This window comes from Pseudomonas sp. LBUM1658, from assembly GCF_059716055.1.
In genome coordinates this window covers 5331275-5346015 of record NZ_CP166798.1, presented here as the reverse complement: position 1 = coordinate 5346015, position 14741 = coordinate 5331275, and the positions used below count along the sequence as shown (strand labels likewise).

The following is a 14741-nucleotide window of genomic DNA, read 5'->3' as shown; positions in this document are numbered from 1 at the left end:
ATGCGCGCCATACCTCTACTTACGCTTCTGCTCGGTGGCTGGTTCATTGTTCCAGCCCATGCCGACGAAGCTCAGGACTGGTTGACCCGTCTGGGTCAGGCTGAACAACAGCAAAGCTTTCAAGGTACTTTTGTCTACGAGCGTAACGGTAGTTTTTCTACCCATAACATCTGGCATCGCGTCCAGGATGGCAAGGTCCGCGAGCGTTTGCTTCAGCTCGACGGCTCGGCTCAGGAAGTCGTGCGCATTGATGGGCATACTCAATGCGTCAGCGGCACCCTGATAGCAGGGCTTGGGGATGCCCCCGACGCTTCTGCTCGCACACTCGATCCTCAAAAACTCAAGAATTGGTACGACCTTGCCGTGATCGGCAAGTCGCGCGTGGCCGGTCGATCGGCCGTGATTGTTTCGCTGACACCTCGCGATCAGCATCGGTACGGGTTCGAACTGCACCTGGACCGTGAAACGGGTCTGCCATTGAAGTCATTGCTGTTGAGTGACAAAGGGCAGTTGCTCGAACGCTTCCAGTTTACCCGGCTTGATACCGCGGATATGCCCGGCGACAGCGAGTTACAGGCCAGTGGCGAGTGCAAGCCTGTGGCCCTGGGCAGTGACAAGGCTTCGGCGGTGAAGACTTCCCAGACCTGGCATTCCGACTGGCTACCGCCAGGGTTTGAACTGACCAGTAGTTCTGCGCACCGGGATGCGGACACCAAGATCCTGGTCAATAGTCTGATGTATGACGATGGCCTGGCGCGGTTCTCGGTGTTTCTCGAGCCTTTGAACGGCGAGGCGGGCACTGATACTCGAACCCAGTTGGGCCCGACTGCCGCGGTATCGCGTCGCCTGACCACATCGCAAGGTGAAGTGATGGTGACTGTGGTCGGTGAAATTCCGATTGGCACTGCTGAACGGATTGCGCTTTCGATGCGCAACGAAGCCCCTGCGTCCAAGCAGTGAGCTGTTTCGATGCTCATCAAACGCTCGTTGGTTGTGTGAGAGGTCACCAATGCGTGCTTCACAATTGAGCTCTCGATTGAGCTCTTTATTGAGCTGTCGAAATGTTTGGTGAGCATTTCAATTTGCAAAATACCCGGATTTTTTTTATAGGTCAGAGCCTCTCGGCTCTGGCCTTGTTTGTTGTTCCCGGAACAAAACTACCGGCGTATATTTCCTCGGTGTTCTTGCTCCATATCGCTTAACCATGCTCGTTGTAACGGGAGCCGTATGTCGATTCCACGCTTGAAGTCTTATCTATCCATTGTCGCCACCGTGTTGTTGCTCGGTCAGACGGTCGCCGCCCAGGCGGCCGAGCTGCCGGACTTCACGCAACTGGTCGAGCAGGCCTCGCCCGCGGTAGTCAATATCAGTACCACGCAAAAACTTCCTGATCGCAAGGTTTCAGGTTCTCAAATGCCTGATCTGGAAGGTCTGCCGCCGATGTTGCGGGAGTTTTTCGAGCGCGGTATGCCCCCGCAGCCACGTTCGCCCCGTGATCGTCAGCGCGAAGCTCAATCCCTGGGCTCGGGTTTCATTATCTCGAATGACGGCTACATCCTGACCAACAACCATGTGATCGCCGATGCCGATGAAATCATCGTGCGTCTTGCCGATCGCAGTGAATTGAAAGCCAAGCTGATCGGCACTGACCCACGTTCCGACGTGGCGCTGCTGAAAATCGAAGGCAAGGACCTGCCGGTCCTGAAGCTGGGTAAATCCCAGGATCTGAAAGCCGGGCAATGGGTAGTGGCAATCGGCTCGCCGTTTGGTTTCGACCATACCGTGACCCAAGGCATCATCAGCGCCATCGGCCGTAGCCTGCCGAACGAAAACTATGTGCCGTTCATCCAGACCGACGTGCCGATCAATCCGGGCAACTCCGGTGGTCCGCTGTTCAACCTGGCCGGTGAAGTGGTCGGCATCAACTCGCAGATCTACACCCGCTCCGGCGGTTTCATGGGCGTGTCATTCGCCATTCCGATCGATGTGGCGATGGACGTTTCCAATCAGTTGAAGAGCGGCGGCAAAGTCAGCCGTGGCTGGCTGGGTGTAGTCATCCAGGAAGTCAGCAAAGACCTGGCCGAGTCCTTCGGGCTGGAGAAACCGGCCGGTGCGCTGGTGGCGCAGATCCAGGATGACGGTCCGGCAGCCAAGGGTGGCTTGCAGGTGGGTGACGTGATCCTGAGCATGAATGATCAGCCGATCGTCATGTCTGCCGATCTGCCACACCTGGTGGGCGCGCTCAAGGCCGGTTCCAAGGCCAACCTGGAGGTCATTCGTGAAGGCAAACGTAAAAACGTCGAGCTGACCGTCGGCGCTATTCCGGAAGAAGGCAAGGAGCTGGACTCCCCTAAATCCGGCGTCGAGCGCAGCAGCAACCGACTGGGTGTTGCGGTGGCTGAACTGACCGAAGAAGAGAAGAAGGCCAACGACCTCAAGGGCGGCGTGGTCATCAAGGAAATCCAGGATGGTCCTGCTTCCTTGATCGGCCTGCAGCCGGGCGATGTGATCACTCACCTGAACAATCAGGCGATCACTTCGACCAAGAACTTCACCGATATCGCCAAGGCGCTGCCGAAGAATCGTTCGGTATCGATGCGGGTTCTGCGCCAGGGCCGTGCCAGCTTCATCACCTTCAAACTGGCTGAATAACCGGGTAACCGTTTATTTGCGGCATTAAAAAGCCCGTCTCGAAAGAGACGGGCTTTTTTGTGGGCTTTGATTCGTCCTGTAATGCCAATCAGTCAGGTATCGGACGGCCCGAAAAGATCGCAGCCTGCGGCAGCTCCTACACCTACCGAGTAAAGCTTCGATATCGCGGAAAAACATCGATCACTGTAGGAACTGCCGCAGGCTGCGATCTTGGCGATCTCCCTCTCGCCGAAAGCCTTTGGCTTATATCGAAGTACTGTGGATTTCTCTTAACTGCCAGGTACCAGGCAAGCCACGCTCCCACAACAATCAGCGCATCATGTCTTTGACTATTTGCTCCTGTTCCATCAACTCCCGCTGCCGCGCATCGATTCTTGAAGACAGCGGGAAGTTGGTGCCAGCCCGGCGCTTGGCGAAATCGAGTTGCTGGAGGGCCTGACTATAGTCGCCAACCAGCGCGAAGTATTCGGCCCGGGCCTGATGCAGGCCGATGATATTGCCGGATAACCCTCGGGTTTCTGCCACCATGTACCAGACATCCGGATCGTCCGGGCGAGTCTTGAGCAGGTTGTCGAGCGCTTTTTCGGCATCGGCGGCGCGGTTCTGCTTGAGCAGCAAGTCGACTCGCACATCGTTCAGCGGGTAGTTGCCTGGGTATTGGGTCAGCATCCGATCCACCCGCGACTGGGCATCCGGCAGGCGGTTGTTGGTGATATCGAGATCGACCTGCGCCAGGTTATAGGTGATGTCATTCGGTGACTTGGCCAGCAGCTGCTTGAGGTTTTCGCGAGCCTCATTCAACTGTCCACCTTTGATCTGGGCGATCGCCAGGCCATAGCGGGCCACGTCGTTCTTCGGATTTTCATCGAGCTGGGCGCGAAAGCGTTTGGCGCCCAGTCCGGGGGTTTCTTCATAGACCAGCTGGACCCGGGCGCGGATCAACTGATAGCGCAGGGTATCTTCGGTGCCGCCCGCCGGGGCCTGTTCGGCGCGGTTACGCGTGTCGGCGATCCGCGATTCGGTGACCGGGTGAGTCAGCAGGAATTCCGGTGGCTTGGCGTCGAAGCGGTACTGACGGGACAGCCGTTCGAACATGGTTGGCATGGAGCGCGGGTCGTAGCCGGCCTTTTCCAAGTTGAGAATGCCGATACGGTCGGCTTCCTGCTCGTTCTGGCGCGAGAAGCGCCGTTGTTCCTGAATCGCTGCGGCCTGGGTACCGGCGATCGCGGCAATCCCGGCGTCCCCGGCACCCGCAGCGGCAATGACAATCCCGGCCAGCAGCGCGGCCATCATCGGCACCTGCATGCGTTGCTGAGCTTCCACGCCGCGAGCAAAGTGGCGTTGCGACAAGTGCGCCAATTCGTGAGCCAGTACTGAGGCATATTCGCCTTCGGTCTGCGCATTGAGGAATAGCCCGCCGTTGACCCCGACAATCCCGCCCGGCGCCGCAAAGGCGTTGAGTTGCGGGCTGTTGATCAGGATGAACTCCAGGCGCCGATCGTTGACCTGGCTGGTCTCTACCAGCTTATAGACGCTGGTCTCGACATAATCCTTGAGTTGCGGATCATTGAGCTGAGACACCTGGCTGCGCAACAGCGCCAGCCAGGCACGCCCCAATTGGTGTTCCTGTTGCGGCGAGACGATGGCAGAACTGGCGTCGCCGAGTGACGGCAGGTCGTCGGCGAAGCCCGGTGAGGCGAGCAGGCAAGCGAGCGTCAGCAGGGTAGGGCGCAAAAAAGTCATGCACAAAGCCTTAGTCGACAAAGAGCTTACTGTAGCCGGACACTTGGCCCGGGACCAGATATTCTAGGCAGCTCTAAATACCCCGCCCGGAGTGAATCGATGACCGAAGCTGTAGAGTACGACGCCGAACTGGACGCCAGTGGTTTGAACTGTCCGCTGCCATTGCTCAAGGCCAAGCTGGAACTCAATCGTCTGCCCAGCGGTGCGGTGCTCAAGGTAATCGCCACGGACGCCGGCTCTCAGCGCGACTTTCGCACCTTTGCCCGTTTGGCCGGTCATACGCTGCTTCGCGAAGAAGATGAAGCCGGTGTCTATCGCTACTGGTTGCGCAAAGCCTGAGTTCTGCCTCGGCCATTTTTAAGGATTATTGATGTTCAAGGTGTTACGCGACTGGATTCAGCGCTATTTCTCTGATGAAGAGGCCGTGGTGCTGGCCGTTCTCCTGTTCCTGGCTTTTACCGCGGTGTTGACCCTGGGTGGGATGCTGGCGCCGGTTCTGGCGGGGATGGTCCTGGCCTACCTGATGCAAGGCCTGGTGAGCACCCTGGAACGCCTGCGCTTGCCCGGCGGGGCCGCGGTTGGCCTGGTGTTCGCCTTGTTCATGGGCGTGTTGCTGGTGTTCATCGTGGTGGTGGTGCCATTGCTCTGGCATCAATTGATCACCTTGTTCAACGAGTTGCCGGGCATGCTCGCCAAGTGGCAATCCTTGCTGTTGTTGCTGCCGGAGCGTTATCCGCATCTGGTGTCCGATGAGCAGGTATTGCAGGCCATCGAAGTGGCACGCGGCGAAATCGGCAAGTTCGGCCAATGGGCGCTGACGTTCTCGCTGTCCAGCCTGCCGTTGCTGGTCAACATCATGATCTACCTGGTGCTGGTGCCGATCCTGGTGTTTTTCTTCCTCAAGGACCGGGAAATGATCGGGCAATGGGTTCGTGGGTATCTGCCCCGCGAGCGCACATTGATTACCCGGGTCGCTCAGGAAATGAACCGCCAGATCGCCAACTACATTCGCGGCAAGGTCATCGAGATCTTCATTTGCGGTGGGGTGACCTACATTGCCTTCGTCGCCCTGGGCCTGAACTACTCGGCATTGCTCGCGCTGTTGGTCGGGATTTCGGTGGTGGTACCGTACGTCGGGGCGGTGGTGGTGACAGTGCCGGTGCTGCTGATTGCGCTGTTCCAGTGGGGCTGGAGTGATCAGTTCATCTATCTGATGGCGGTCTACGGGATCATCCAGACACTGGATGGCAACGTGCTGGTGCCGCTGCTGTTCTCCGAGGCGGTCAACCTGCATCCGGTGGCGATCATCTGTGCGGTGCTGTTGTTTGGCGGGTTGTGGGGCTTCTGGGGGATCTTCTTCGCGATTCCGCTGGCAACCCTGTTCAAGGCCGTGCTGGATGCCTGGCCGCGCAAGGAGCCGATTGTGGCGCCGTTGTTGTAAAGGTCATTGCCGGGCAGGAAATCGGTGGTTAAAAGATCGCAGCCTCGCTTCGCTCGACAGCTCCTACGCAGCTCCTACGGATTTGCGTCCGCTCGCCATCGGGTTGATCCGGTCGGCGGCGTAGGAGCTGTCGAGCGAAGCGAGGCTGCGATCTTTTTGGGGCCCCGACTATTCGGCTCAGGCCTTGTTCAAGGCCTGAGCCGCAGCCAGCACCGCATCCACATGACCCGGTACTTTCACACCACGCCATTCCTGGCGCAGGACGCCATCCTTGTCGATCAGGAAGGTGCTGCGGTCGACGCCCATGTATTCCTTGCCGTAGAGCTTCTTCAGCTTGATCACATCGAACAGCTGGCAGATGGCTTCATCCTTGTCGCTGATCAGCTCGAACGGAAATTCCTGCTTGCACTTGAAGTTCTCGTGGGACTTCAGGCTGTCGCGCGATATGCCGAAGACTTCGGTATTGGCTGTCTTGAACCCGGCGTACTGATCACGAAAGCCCTGGCCTTCGGTGGTGCAGCCAGGCGTGCTGTCCTTCGGATAGAAGTAGATCACCACTTGCTTGCCCTTGAGCCCGGCAAGGCTGACGGTTTGCCCGCTGGTCGCAGGCGCTTCGAAGTCGGCGACAGGTTGGTCGATGGCAACGGCCATGAAAGCTTCCTTACATTGGGTTCTGTGGGCGCCACGGTTCGATCAGCGCGTCGAGATTCAGTGCGTCGGCGAAATCCAGGAACTGGTCGCGCAACCAGCTGATCTGCACGCCGGCCGGCAAGGTCACGGTGAAGGTCGCATTGAGCATGGTGCCGCCGGTCTGGGGTGCCTGATAGGTGTCGCAGGTCAGGTTTTCCAGCTCGACGTTGTGGTCGATGAAGAATTGGCACAACTCGTTGACGATGTCCGAGCGATAGGCCGAACTGACATACGCCACATAAGGCAGCGCCTCAGGGCGGTTTTCCAACGCAGCACTACGCACCACGTTGACGGTGAAGGCATGTTTCTTGGCCAGGGACGGCAAGCCGGCTTCCAGGCGCGCCAGGGCGTCCCAGGTGCCGGAAATTTGCAGGACCAGCGCGCTGCATTCGCCGTGGCGAGTCAGGCGGGAGGTCACCACGGCACAGCGATTTTCATGGCTGGCGCGGCACAGGACGTTAGTCAGCTCCATGGGGTTGGCGCCGAGGGCACTGATGACAAGGAATTGTTCGCGGACTGTGGGGGTGGACATGCAGCATTCCTAAAACGATGAGCGGTCGATACTTTTACGGGCTCGAGTGCGGGGAGCAAGCGTCCGGATACGAATTCGGAAACCCTGAATCCATAGGTTGCGACGAGCTCCAGCAAGGCGAGAGCGAAGGGTGGCAACGCAGGATCGGGGCTTCGGAGGCCGAAAAGGGAGGCTCAAACCTGGCGTATAAGCTTATCAGTACCGATCAAAGTCTGAAGGGTAGCGAAAACCATCGCTCAGGGGAATGGCGCGAGCGCAGTACTTCGCTTGTACAAGCATCTTGGCGCCAGTACCATTACCGCTCTCTTTTTCCGGCAGGAGCGGTTGCATGATTGCGGGCAGTATGGTGGCACTGGTCACACCCATGGATGCACAGGGTCGTCTCGATTGGGACAGCCTGAGCAAACTGGTGGACTTCCACCTGCAAGAGGGCACCAACGCCATCGTGGCGGTCGGCACTACTGGTGAGTCGGCCACCCTCGATGTGAACGAACACATTGAAGTGATTCGTCGCGTGGTAGCTCAAGTTGCAGGGCGTATCCCGGTGATCGCCGGTACCGGCGCCAATTCGACGCGCGAAGCGATCGAACTGACCACCAACGCGAAAAACGCTGGCGCCGACGCGTGCCTGCTGGTAACCCCTTACTATAACAAGCCGACCCAGGAAGGCTTGTATCTGCACTTTCGTGCCATTGCCGAAGCGGTCGACATTCCGCAGATCCTCTACAACGTGCCCGGCCGTACTGCGTGTGACATGCAGGCCGAGACCGTGATCCGTCTGTCGACCGTGCCGAATATCATCGGCATCAAGGAAGCCACGGGTGACATGCAACGCGCCAAGGACATCCTGGCCGGCGTCAGCAGCGACTTCCTGGTGTACTCCGGTGACGACGCGACTGCGGTCGAACTGATGCTGCTCGGCGGCAAGGGCAATATCTCGGTGACCGCCAACGTTGCGCCGCGGGACATGAGCGACCTGTGCGCTGCCGCGATGCGTGGCGACGCCGTGACCGCCCGGGCGATCCACGAAAAGCTGATGCCACTCAATAAAACCCTGTTTATCGAATCCAACCCGATCCCCGTGAAATGGGCCCTGCACGAAATGGGCTTGATGCCGGACGGTATCCGTCTGCCGCTCACCTGGCTCAGTGCTGCCTGTCACGAACCGCTGCGGCAGGCCATGCGCCAGTCCGGCGTATTGGTTTAATTGAGGAAGTACTACGCATGAAGCGAATGGCCGGACTTTCCGCACTTGCCTTGATTATCTCCAGCACCAGTGGCTGTGGGTGGCTTTGGGGCCCGGAAGGTTACTTCCGCGACCGTGGCAGCGATTACCTGGAGGCGCAACAGACTGCGCCGATGCAATTGCCACCGGATGTCAGTACCTCCAAGCGCCTCGACCCGCTGTTGCCGATCCCGCGTAACGTGGCCGACGACAGCGTCAAGGGCGAATACGAAGTGCCGCGTCCGCAGCCGCTGACGGCCAGCGCCGATGCCAGCGCCTACAGTCTGCAGAAAACCGGCGAGTCGCGCTGGGTCACGGCGCAGCGTCCGCCCGCTGAAGTCTGGCCAGTGGCCGTGCAGTTCTTCCAGGACAACGGTTTCCGCCTTGACGAACAGCGCCCGCAGACCGGCGAGTTCACCACCACCTGGCAGCGCTCCGATGAGCTCTCCGCGTCGTTGGCCAAACGCCTGAGCGGTTCTACAACGGCGTCCGACAGCGAATTCCGGGTTCGGGTCCGTATCGAACCGGGTGTGCAGCGCAATACCAGTGAAGTCTATGTGGTCAGTGCCGAGCGTGATGCCGGCAGTACCGCCAATACTGAATTCACCAACCGCTCGGTCAATACCGGGCTGGACGCGGTGCTGGTCGATGAAATGCTCGCGAGCATGAGTCGCATCTCCGAGAAGGGCGGTTCGGTCTCCCTGTTGGCCGCACGTGATTTCGATACGCCTAACCGCGTCAGCCTCACCGAGGACGGCAGCGGCAACGTGGTGCTCAACCTTGGTGAAGATCTCGACCGTGCCTGGTCGAGTGTCGGCCGCGCGCTGGAGCAGGGCGAATGGCGGGTTGAAGACATCAACCGCAGCCTGGGCCTGTACTACATCAACCTCGCTGAAAAAGCCGAGACCAAAGACAGCGAGCCAGGTTTCTTCGGCAAGCTGTTCGGCAGCAAGCCGGCGAAAGAAGAAGTTGAAGCCCGCGCCGAGCGTTATCAGGTTCGCCTGAGCAAGGTGGGCGACACCGTGCAAGTCACAGTCGAGAAAAACATCAACACCGTTGCGCCGCCAGAAGTGGCGCGCAAAGTGTTGAGCGTGATTCAGGACAACCTGGGCTGATCAAATGCGTTTTGCCGTTCTCGGCAGTGGTAGCCAAGGGAATGGCACGCTGATAGCCAGTAATGACACGTACATCCTGGTGGATTGTGGTTTCTCCCTGCGCGAAACCGAGCGACGCCTGCTGCGTCTGGGTGTAAGCCCGACTCAGCTGAGCGCGATTCTGGTGACCCACGAACATGCCGACCACGTGCATGGCGTGGGTTTGCTGTCTCGGCGCTACAATCTACCGGTCTACCTCAGTCGCGGTACCTTGCGCGGGATGCGCAAACCGGTTGAACCCACAGCTTTTCTGGCCGGCGGCGAGCAACTGCAGATTGGCGCACTGAGCATCGGCGTCATTGCCGTGGCCCATGATGCACAGGAGCCGACGCAATACGTATTCAGTGACGGTGAGCGGCGCTTCGGCCTGCTGACCGACCTGGGCTCGTATTGCAACAAGGTGCTGGACGGCTATCGGGACCTCGATGCGTTGATGATCGAGTCCAACCATTGCCGTGACATGCTCGCCCGCGGTCACTACCCGTACTTTCTCAAGCAACGGGTGGGCGGGGAGCTGGGACATTTGAATAACCATCAGGCGGCATTCCTGGTGGCCGAGTTGGGCTGGCAAGGCCTGCAACACCTGGTCCTGGCCCATCTGAGCAGCAAGAACAACCTGCCGCAGCTGGCCCGGCAATGTTTTGTCGACACCCTCGGGTGCGACCCGGACTGGCTGCAACTGGCCGATCAAGATTCAGGGCTCGACTGGCGACATATCGCCTAGCCCACCTACTTAGCAAGCGGAGCCCATCATGGAAAAACGTGAAGAACTCTACCGCGGCAAAGCCAAATCGGTTTACAAGACCGACGACGCTGACCGCTTGATCCTGCTGTTTCGCAACGACACCTCGGCGTTCGACGGCAAGCGCATCGAGCAGCTCGACCGCAAAGGCACGGTGAACAACAAGTTCAACGCCTTCATCATGCAGAAACTCGAAGAAGCCGGCGTGCCGACCCAATTCGACAAACTGCTGGGCGACAACGAATGCCTGGTGAAGAAACTCGACATGATCCCGGTCGAGTGCGTCGTGCGTAACTACGCCGCCGGCAGCCTGGTCAAACGCCTGGGCGTCGAAGAAGGCCTCAAACTCGAGCCTTACACCTTCGAACTGTTCCTCAAGGACGACGCCAAGGGTGACCCGTTCATCAACGAATCCCACGTCGTGGCATTCGGTTGGGGCACGGCGGAGCAACTGGTGCGCATGAAAGAACTGTCGCTCAAGGTCAACGAAGTCCTGAGCAAACTGTTCGACGACGCCGGTCTGCTGCTGGTCGATTTCAAACTCGAATTCGGCGTGTTCTCCGACGGATCCATCGTCCTGGGCGACGAATTCAGCCCGGACGGCTGCCGTCTGTGGGACAAGGAAACCCGCAAGAAAATGGACAAAGACCGCTTCCGCCAGGGCCTCGGTGACGTTATCGAAGCCTATGAAGAAGTCGCCAAACGTCTGGGCGTACCGCTTTAATCGACGCAAGCGACTGATAGCACGGAAAAATTTTGCTCAGGGGCTTCGCTTCTGGCAAAGGTGCTGTTATGATGCGCGCCGTTGGAGAGATGCCAGAGTGGCCGAATGGGACGGATTCGAAATCCGTTGTACCTTCACCGGTACCTAGGGTTCGAATCCCTATCTCTCCGCCATACATAGAAAAGCCCCGCAAATCAATGGTTTGCGGGGCTTTTTGTTTTCCGATTGTACTACTCGGTTGTACTACTCAAGCCATGCAGTTTTGGAGTGATACGACGCTCAATTCTTCGCATGTCTGTCAGCCAGTTGCTGTGCAACGTCTAACGCGAATTTAAGGACGTTTGCAGCCTCTGCAAACGCCTCTGGATCGTTCGTCCCTTCGTAGATGATCCCGCCTTCTGTCACATCCTGCACAACGCTATCGGCGTACTGGTAGAAGCTGACTACCAACTGAGCATCCTCCGGTGAGAGGTAGCCCAGCTTCCCGAGATTGGCGACATAGACTCTGCAATAGTGCTCGGGAATTCGTACCTGCAATGACGTCGCTGGGCGCTGGTCTTCCGGTATTGCACGTAACTGGTTCCCCGTCTCGATCAGGCCGGAAAGGTAGTTCCGCTCTACGGCGATCTTCCTCAATGCCAGTACCTCTGCAACTATAGCGACACACACGCTTGTGCGTTCCTGCCAGCGTTGCCAGAACCAGCCACCGGCAGCTACCGTAGCGGTGAGAAGCAAGCCTGCGGTGCTGATGATTTCACTCGTTTGCATTGCATTCTTTTCCTTTGTAAAGAAAAACAGTTGGCTTGGGGGAGGGGAGTCGCACGGTGCGTTCTCACCCTCGAATTGATTTGATAGGTGAAGCGAGGATAACGGATGAGCGAGCGGAGCGAATGGTGGTTAAAAGCGCACCATGAAGCGTCTGACCGGATGGACTACTTCATGCTCGGGGCGATCTTGGTGGGTGAACTGGCGTAGTGCCGCTGTGGCAATTTCAAAATCCCGCGAAAATCGGGATAGCACTTCTGATGCGTTCTCCAAAAAACCCGCCGAAAATAAAGACTCCGAGTTTGGAGGGCGTCCCTCTACTTCTGAAAACGGTCGGCATGTCCCAGGCGCTAAGCACGGCACGAGTAGGCCCAACGGCAACTCGACAAATATGAAAATAAGTTGGGAGGCTTCGAGGTTTTGTTGGTCTTGTAACGAGATGATGAATGCGGGTATGAGGCAGGTTGCAGCCGGGGCGGTGAAATTGTTGCCGGGGTGTGGCTGGTGGGGTTGCCACCTATCTCTAAATCCTTGATTCTACAGGGATTTCTCAGTGAAAAATCTCGAAGTGTGACAGCGTTTAGGTACACCAAAGTGGTGCGCTTTGCTGACGATCTTACCTTGATCATTTTTCTCTCGCCAACAAAACTGCTCGAACAGCGTCGGCGATGCTCATGGGTCTTCAAAGCCTTTGAAGAAAGCTGATGTATCTCGAAGGTACGGCCATCTTGCCCGTGTTTAGCACTGCGATCGCAGATGGCCATGCCAAAATTTCAGTTTTGAGCTGGAGTGGTCGCGGCATCTGGTGAGTTCGCTGCGGCTGGCACTGGCCTCACTGCTGCTACGGCTGGAATCGTTTTAGTCATCGCCTTTCCTGCTAGTTCCCTGACTTGATCCGCGAAGTTTGGGACTGCTTTCAGTGCCTGCTTCACAAGGTCGGATGAGGCTAATTCATGCCATGGGCTGCCATGGGTGTCCGGTTCTACTAGGCGTAAAGGAAGTTCGTCTAGGCGGGATAGGGCTGATCCCAGGAGGCGGGCCTCCATGTCCTTGTCGAAACGTGCAGCCTCTCGACGGAAGCCTTCGTAGGCTCGGGATATCGATGCCTTGAAAGCGTAGTCTTCTGCAAGGCGGAATCGTTGCCCAATTTGCTTAGTTGACAACCATGCGAACCAAACTGGTGCGGCGACAGAGAGCAGTGATAGTAGTAGATTCAACAATACAATTGAGGTGGGTGCGTCAGGCAGCTTTAGCAACTCTGACAGGTTGTGAAGTTGGGTTGAACCGAAGTAACTGCCTGCTGCTAGGGCGCTAATCAGTCCGCCCACCCAAACCCACATCGAGTTAGCGAGGCTTTTGGATCGTTCTGAGAATGCGGCAGCTAGTCCGACGCTCGTTGCAGCCGAGTAGGCGGTCTCGCAGCGGGTGAGAACTGCTTCCGCGTCCTCTAGCTTTTTCTTCAGTGTTGCGTCTATTTCAGTTGCTGCTTGGTGGAAGGCTGTCAGTTTTGTTTGGTCTTGCTCTGCCTCTTGAACCAAGTCTGCAATCTGAGAGCGTGCTTCCGAAAGTGAGGCTAAATCTGTCGGAAGTTGATCGGCCGCATGGTAAGCCTGTTCAATTCTTCCCACCATGTCTGTGAGTGAAGCGGTGCGGGGCTGCAAGCCATTGATTTTCGCTTCCATCCCTCGAACCTGTGTTGTTGCCTTTCGCAGGTCGATTAACACTTCCGCCCGATTGTCCAGCGGCTTCAACGTATTAAGTGCTCTACGGAGACCATTTAGCGTAAGGGTGTAGGCAGGTACTCCCACAGCGGGATTTCCCCACATGTTTGGGATGGTCTGTGTTTGCAGGTACTGAAGGCGTCGATGGTAATCGTTGAGGGTTGGTTCACAGCTACCGAGGTCATCGCTCCCGTACTGGTCAATCAGATCAATAAGATCCTGGGCGTCATCAATAAAGTCCGATTTAGCTAAGCCAGGAAAGGACCAGTTGCCGTGGCCTATGCTAAACGGCTCATCGCTGGGGATCTTTGTCTGCAACTGACCAATAATACCGGTGAGTTCATTCTTTATATTCGTCAGTGCGCTATGCATTCCGCCTCTCCTTGAGTGGGGTGTTCAGTCTTGATGTTAGGTGGCTATTAGTACGACGACTATTGGATTTTGCAATAGGGCGAGGAGGGTGTGCAGGCAGGGTTCCGGTCTTGGCAGGTCGACGTTCTGAGACAGGCTGCTGTCCGCCAGGTGATAGCGCAGCAGGCAGAATTTCAACCTATGCACTGGAAGCGACGTGCGTTCTACTTCGCTGCATTGGTTGGGTCGTAAGTATCCGGTTTGCCACCCATCACCCACAGATTGAACCGCATCGCCTATCGAGATACTGTTTTTACATACAGTATTTGGTGCGTGCGTGATGAAAGACGATTTGATCGATGATTCTGGGTTTGAGCTGGGTATGCCGACGCACGTGGAGATGCTTCAGCACCAGAGCACCCTACTGCGTGCCGAGTTGAAACGACTCGTAAAGACTTGAGGAAGGCCCACCAGAACATCGCTAAACACATCGTCATGCACCGGGATAGCTCAACAACATTCGCGGCGTTGACTCGCCCCCTTAGCAACCATGACCGGCAGTGATCGGCCAAGACCGGTCGTTGGAAGAGGGGGAAGTATAGTATTGTCGTCTAGTCTAACGAACCCTCAAAGGTATGAAACCGAAAAGATGTTCAAAAATCATCTTCAAAAATATTTAATAGATCATCCAAAGCTTTGTCCACGCCTAGAGCAACTCGACGAGCGTTAGCATAGAGGCTTTCCATTATTCTATATGCGCCGTCCAACTCGTCCCTTATCTGAACATCCGAAACGCTTTCAATTACTAACCCTTCATTATTTATAATGGTAAGCCAATAATCTACACCCATATCTGCTTCGGAATGTGACAATCTAATAGAGTAGTTAGCGAATGATGCTTGAAAAACCTCTTCACGCTCCGTCACCTCCCACTCGATTTTTCCAGCGTTAGTTTGCCTGACAACACCTTGAATTAAGCGGACAATTTTAGATTCGCTCAT

14 protein-coding genes and 1 tRNA gene are annotated in these 14741 nt (G+C 57.0%); 9 read left to right on the top strand and 6 right to left on the bottom strand.

Going from position 1 to position 14741, the window contains the following annotated elements; translation table 11 throughout:
- Positions 1-960 carry a MucB/RseB C-terminal domain-containing protein gene (locus ACA064_RS24605; protein WP_497670452.1) on the top strand — a complete coding sequence of 320 codons (960 nt, stop codon included), beginning with the start codon at positions 1-3 and terminating at the stop codon, positions 958-960.
- Positions 961-1227: 267 nt separating this feature from the next.
- Positions 1228-2652 (top strand): DegQ family serine endoprotease, encoded by a 1425-nt coding sequence (locus tag ACA064_RS24600; RefSeq protein ID WP_497670451.1) that lies wholly within the window; start codon positions 1228-1230, stop codon positions 2650-2652.
- Positions 2653-2961: 309 nt separating this feature from the next.
- On the opposite strand, the gene ACA064_RS24595 is transcribed toward ACA064_RS24600, so the two are convergent.
- Positions 2962-4395 (bottom strand): M48 family metalloprotease, encoded by a 1434-nt coding sequence (locus ACA064_RS24595; RefSeq protein ID WP_497670450.1) that lies wholly within the window; start codon positions 4393-4395, stop codon positions 2962-2964.
- A 99-nt stretch (positions 4396-4494) separates the two neighbouring features.
- On the opposite strand from ACA064_RS24595, the gene ACA064_RS24590 reads away from it, so the two are divergent.
- Positions 4495-4734, top strand: a complete 240-nt coding sequence (locus ACA064_RS24590; protein WP_150642091.1) for a sulfurtransferase TusA family protein — start codon at positions 4495-4497, stop codon at positions 4732-4734.
- Positions 4735-4765: 31 nt separating this feature from the next.
- Positions 4766-5836 (top strand): AI-2E family transporter, encoded by a 1071-nt coding sequence (locus ACA064_RS24585; RefSeq protein ID WP_497670449.1) that lies wholly within the window; start codon positions 4766-4768, stop codon positions 5834-5836.
- 177 nt (positions 5837-6013) lie between these two features.
- Here ACA064_RS24585 and ACA064_RS24580 read toward each other — a convergent pair whose 3' ends face one another.
- Together ACA064_RS24580 and ACA064_RS24575 are read right to left on the bottom strand one after the other, a co-directional pair.
- Positions 6014-6487: a peroxiredoxin gene (locus ACA064_RS24580; RefSeq protein ID WP_497670448.1), complete on the bottom strand. Its 474-nt coding sequence runs from the start codon at positions 6485-6487 to the stop codon at positions 6014-6016.
- A gap of 10 nt (positions 6488-6497) precedes the next feature.
- Complete coding sequence (locus ACA064_RS24575; RefSeq protein WP_150642094.1) at positions 6498-7058, bottom strand: glycine cleavage system transcriptional repressor; 561 nt, start codon at positions 7056-7058, stop codon at positions 6498-6500.
- Positions 7059-7386: 328 nt separating this feature from the next.
- On the opposite strand from ACA064_RS24575, the gene dapA reads away from it, so the two are divergent.
- From dapA to ACA064_RS24550, 5 genes are all read left to right on the top strand, one after another.
- Positions 7387-8265 (top strand): 4-hydroxy-tetrahydrodipicolinate synthase, encoded by an 879-nt coding sequence (gene dapA / locus ACA064_RS24570; RefSeq protein ID WP_497670447.1) that lies wholly within the window; start codon positions 7387-7389, stop codon positions 8263-8265.
- A gap of 17 nt (positions 8266-8282) precedes the next feature.
- Positions 8283-9398, top strand: a complete 1116-nt coding sequence (bamC, locus tag ACA064_RS24565; RefSeq protein ID WP_497670446.1) for an NlpB/DapX family lipoprotein — start codon at positions 8283-8285, stop codon at positions 9396-9398.
- Positions 9399-9402: 4 nt separating this feature from the next.
- Positions 9403-10161: an MBL fold metallo-hydrolase gene (locus tag ACA064_RS24560; RefSeq protein WP_497670445.1), complete on the top strand. Its 759-nt coding sequence runs from the start codon at positions 9403-9405 to the stop codon at positions 10159-10161.
- 28 nt (positions 10162-10189) lie between these two features.
- The gene (purC, locus tag ACA064_RS24555) at positions 10190-10903 is read left to right on the top strand and encodes a phosphoribosylaminoimidazolesuccinocarboxamide synthase (RefSeq protein ID WP_497670444.1); all 714 of its coding nucleotides are present in this window, start codon (positions 10190-10192) and stop codon (positions 10901-10903) included.
- Positions 10904-10986: 83 nt separating this feature from the next.
- A tRNA-Ser gene (locus ACA064_RS24550) sits at positions 10987-11076 on the top strand.
- Positions 11077-11182: 106 nt separating this feature from the next.
- Here ACA064_RS24550 and ACA064_RS24545 read toward each other — a convergent pair.
- The 3 genes from ACA064_RS24545 to ACA064_RS24535 form a co-directional block, all read right to left on the bottom strand.
- The gene (locus tag ACA064_RS24545; protein WP_497670443.1) at positions 11183-11671 is read right to left on the bottom strand and encodes a hypothetical protein; all 489 of its coding nucleotides are present in this window, start codon (positions 11669-11671) and stop codon (positions 11183-11185) included.
- A gap of 770 nt (positions 11672-12441) precedes the next feature.
- Entirely contained in the window at positions 12442-13761 is a 1320-nt protein-coding gene (locus tag ACA064_RS24540) for a hypothetical protein (protein WP_497670442.1), read from the bottom strand.
- Positions 13762-14393: 632 nt separating this feature from the next.
- Positions 14394-14741, bottom strand: coding sequence for a hypothetical protein (locus ACA064_RS24535; RefSeq protein WP_497670441.1), 348 nt, complete (start codon positions 14739-14741; stop codon positions 14394-14396).

Bases quoted from the DNA above. Each gene is read 5' to 3' on its own strand.
- ACA064_RS24540 (WP_497670442.1), bottom strand. From the start codon at position 13,761: ATGCATAGCGCACTGACGAATATAAAGAATGAACTCACCGGTATTATT.
- ACA064_RS24600 (WP_497670451.1), top strand. From the start codon at position 1,228: ATGTCGATTCCACGCTTGAAGTCTTATCTATCCATTGTCGCCACCGTG.
- ACA064_RS24545 (WP_497670443.1), bottom strand. From the start codon at position 11,671: ATGCAAACGAGTGAAATCATCAGCACCGCAGGCTTGCTTCTCACCGCT.
- bamC (WP_497670446.1), top strand. From the start codon at position 8,283: ATGAAGCGAATGGCCGGACTTTCCGCACTTGCCTTGATTATCTCCAGC.
- ACA064_RS24580 (WP_497670448.1), bottom strand. From the start codon at position 6,487: ATGGCCGTTGCCATCGACCAACCTGTCGCCGACTTCGAAGCGCCTGCG.
- purC (WP_497670444.1), top strand. From the start codon at position 10,190: ATGGAAAAACGTGAAGAACTCTACCGCGGCAAAGCCAAATCGGTTTAC.
- ACA064_RS24575 (WP_150642094.1), bottom strand. From the start codon at position 7,058: ATGTCCACCCCCACAGTCCGCGAACAATTCCTTGTCATCAGTGCCCTC.
- ACA064_RS24560 (WP_497670445.1), top strand. From the start codon at position 9,403: ATGCGTTTTGCCGTTCTCGGCAGTGGTAGCCAAGGGAATGGCACGCTG.
- ACA064_RS24605 (WP_497670452.1), top strand. From the start codon at position 1: ATGCGCGCCATACCTCTACTTACGCTTCTGCTCGGTGGCTGGTTCATT.
- dapA (WP_497670447.1), top strand. From the start codon at position 7,387: ATGATTGCGGGCAGTATGGTGGCACTGGTCACACCCATGGATGCACAG.
- ACA064_RS24590 (WP_150642091.1), top strand. From the start codon at position 4,495: ATGACCGAAGCTGTAGAGTACGACGCCGAACTGGACGCCAGTGGTTTG.
- ACA064_RS24595 (WP_497670450.1), bottom strand. From the start codon at position 4,395: ATGACTTTTTTGCGCCCTACCCTGCTGACGCTCGCTTGCCTGCTCGCC.
- ACA064_RS24535 (WP_497670441.1), bottom strand. From the start codon at position 14,741: ATGAGCGAATCTAAAATTGTCCGCTTAATTCAAGGTGTTGTCAGGCAA.
- ACA064_RS24585 (WP_497670449.1), top strand. From the start codon at position 4,766: ATGTTCAAGGTGTTACGCGACTGGATTCAGCGCTATTTCTCTGATGAA.